Genomic DNA, 2,500 nt, shown 5'->3' on the forward strand with positions numbered 1-2,500 from the left:
GGTTTGATTTGGTTGCGGGGACAGGATTTGAACCTGTGACCTTCAGGTTATGAGCCTGACGAGCTACCGGGCTGCTCCACCCCGCGTCATAGTTCTGTTGTTGTGAGATTTGTTTATGAACGTTGCGCTTGGCAGACCTGGCAGCGACCTACTCTCCCGCGTCTTGAGACGAAGTACCATTGGCGCAGGGGCGTTTCACGGCCGAGTTCGGAATGGGATCGGGTGCAGCCACCCCGCTGTAACCACCAGGTCAGCAAAGCGCAACGTTTCACGCATGCGGGTTTTCAGGCGCATGCGATACAAATGAGAAGCTGGTTTTGTCTCACGCGCCGTATCGTCCCTGCCGGGACGGGCGCTGCGACGGCGCGCTATCGCGCTGTATGGGCGATAGCATGTCACGCTCTGTTCCTGGCACTTTATCCTGAGATTTTCAGGACAATCGCCAAATACAGACCGCCAGGTCGTCGCTGGTCGTCCAGCGCCCTCGCGGAGCACAGCCCGAAGGGCGTACGTGCGTGAGCGCTTTAAAATCAAATATTCATCTGACTTCGTCAGATGGATATGAGTAATGAGAATGATCAAGCCAATCGAGCTATTAGTACCGGTAAGCTTCATGCGTTGCCGCACTTCCACACCCGGCCTATCAACGTGGTGGTCTTCCACGGCTCTGATAGGGAATACTCGTTTTCAGGTGGGTTTCCCGCTTAGATGCCTTCAGCGGTTATCCCGTCCGTATATAGCTACCCTGCTATGCGGCTGGCGCCACAACAGGTCCACCAGAGATACGTCCATCCCGGTCCTCTCGTACTAGGGACAGATCCTGTCAATATTCCTACACCCACGGCAGATAGGGACCGAACTGTCTCACGACGTTCTGAACCCAACTCACGTACCGCTTTAAATGGCGAACAGCCATACCCTTGGGACCTGCTCCAGCCCCAGGATGCGATGAGTCGACATCGAGGTGCCAAACAACCCCGTCGATATGGACTCTTGGGGGTCATCAGCCTGTTATCCCCGGCGTACCTTTTATCCGTTGAGCGATGGCCCTTCCACGCGGGACCACCGGATCACTATGACCGACTTTCGTCTCTGCTCGACTTGTCAGTCTCGCAGTCAGGCGGGCTTATGCCATTGCACTCGACGACCGATTTCCGACCGGTCTGAGCCCACCATCGCGCGCCTCCGTTACTCTTTAGGAGGCGACCGCCCCAGTCAAACTACCCACCATACACTGTCCTGGATCCGGATAACGGACCGCAGTTAGACATCCATATAGGTAAGGGTGGTATTTCAAGGATGACTCCACGAAGGCTGGCGCCCCCGCTTCAAAGTCTACCACCTATCCTACACATGCCGACACGAATGCCAGTGTAAAGCTATAGTAAAGGTGCACGGGGTCTTTCCGTCTAACCGCAGGAACCCCGCATCTTCACGGGGAATTCAATTTCACTGAGTCTGCGTTGGAGACAGCGGGGAAGTCGTTACGCCATTCGTGCAGGTCGGAACTTACCCGACAAGGAATTTCGCTACCTTAGGACCGTTATAGTTACGGCCGCCGTTTACTGGGGCTTCGATTCAAAGCTTGCACCTCTCCTCTTAACCTTCCAGCACCGGGCAGGCGTCAGACCCTATACGTCGTCTTGCGACTTCGCAGAGCCCTGTGTTTTTGGTAAACAGTCGCTACCCCCTGGTCTGTGCCACCCTCCTCTACTTGCGTAAAAAAGGGTCACGCTTCTTCCGAAGTTACGCGTGCAATTTGCCGAGTTCCTTCAACGCAGTTCTCTCAAGCGCCTTGGTATTCTCTACCAGTCCACCAGTGTCGGTTTAGGGTACGGTCTATACGCGGGAGCTATTTCCTGGGACCGCTTCGAAGCCCCTCCAATCCAATAAGGAGGAACAACACACGCGATCCGTCACTACCCGCAGGCCCACGAATATTAACGTGGTTCCCATCGACTACGCCTTTCGGCCTCGCCTTAGGGGCCGGCTAACCCTGCTCAGATTAACTTTAAGCAGGAACCCTTGGACTTTCGGCGAGGGAGTCTCTCACTCCCTTTATCGTTACTCATGTCAGCATTCTCACTTCTGATACCTCCAAAGGCCCTCACGGGTCCCTCTTCAACGGCTTACAGAACGCTCCGCTACCGCGCTGTCATCCTAAGATGATCAGCACCCACAGCTTCGGTGTATGGCTTGAGCCCCGGTACATTTTCGGCGCAAAGACCCTTATTTAGACCAGTGAGCTGTTACGCTTTCTTTAAATGATGGCTGCTTCTAAGCCAACATCCTGGTTGTTTTGGGATCCTCACATCCTTTCCCACTTAGCCATAACTTAGGGACCTTAGATGGTGGTCAGGGTTGTTGCCCTCTTCACGACGGACGTTAGCACCCGCCGTGTGTCTGCCGATCAGTACTCTTCGGTATTCGGAGTTTGGTTAGGTTTGGTAAATCGGTGAGATCCCCTAGCCCATCCAGTGCTCTACCCCCGAAGGTATAA

At 54.6% G+C, this 2,500-nt stretch carries 1 protein-coding gene, 1 tRNA gene and 2 rRNA genes (1 of these 4 cut by a window edge); 1 reads left to right on the forward strand and 3 read right to left on the reverse strand.

Going from position 1 to position 2,500, the window contains the following annotated elements; all coding sequences use genetic code 11:
- Positions 1–9: 9 nt before the first annotated feature.
- Both CU100_RS26450 and rrf read right to left on the reverse strand, forming a co-directional pair.
- A tRNA-Met gene (locus tag CU100_RS26450) sits at positions 10–86 on the reverse strand.
- A 49-nt stretch (positions 87–135) separates the two neighbouring features.
- Positions 136–250: ribosomal RNA gene (rrf, locus tag CU100_RS26455) — 5S ribosomal RNA — on the reverse strand.
- A 53-nt stretch (positions 251–303) separates the two neighbouring features.
- On the opposite strand from rrf, the gene CU100_RS26655 reads away from it, so the two are divergent.
- Positions 304–519 carry a hypothetical protein gene (locus tag CU100_RS26655; protein ID WP_146141909.1) on the forward strand — a complete coding sequence of 72 codons (216 nt, stop codon included), beginning with the start codon at positions 304–306 and terminating at the stop codon, positions 517–519.
- Positions 520–574: 55 nt separating this feature from the next.
- Here the strand turns inward: CU100_RS26655 and CU100_RS26460 are convergent.
- A 23S ribosomal RNA gene (locus CU100_RS26460) occupies positions 575–2,500 on the reverse strand (it continues 1,111 nt past the right edge of the window).

Source organism: Phyllobacterium endophyticum (assembly GCF_003010935.1).
GTDB classification, from domain to species: domain Bacteria; phylum Pseudomonadota; class Alphaproteobacteria; order Rhizobiales; family Rhizobiaceae; genus Phyllobacterium; species Phyllobacterium endophyticum.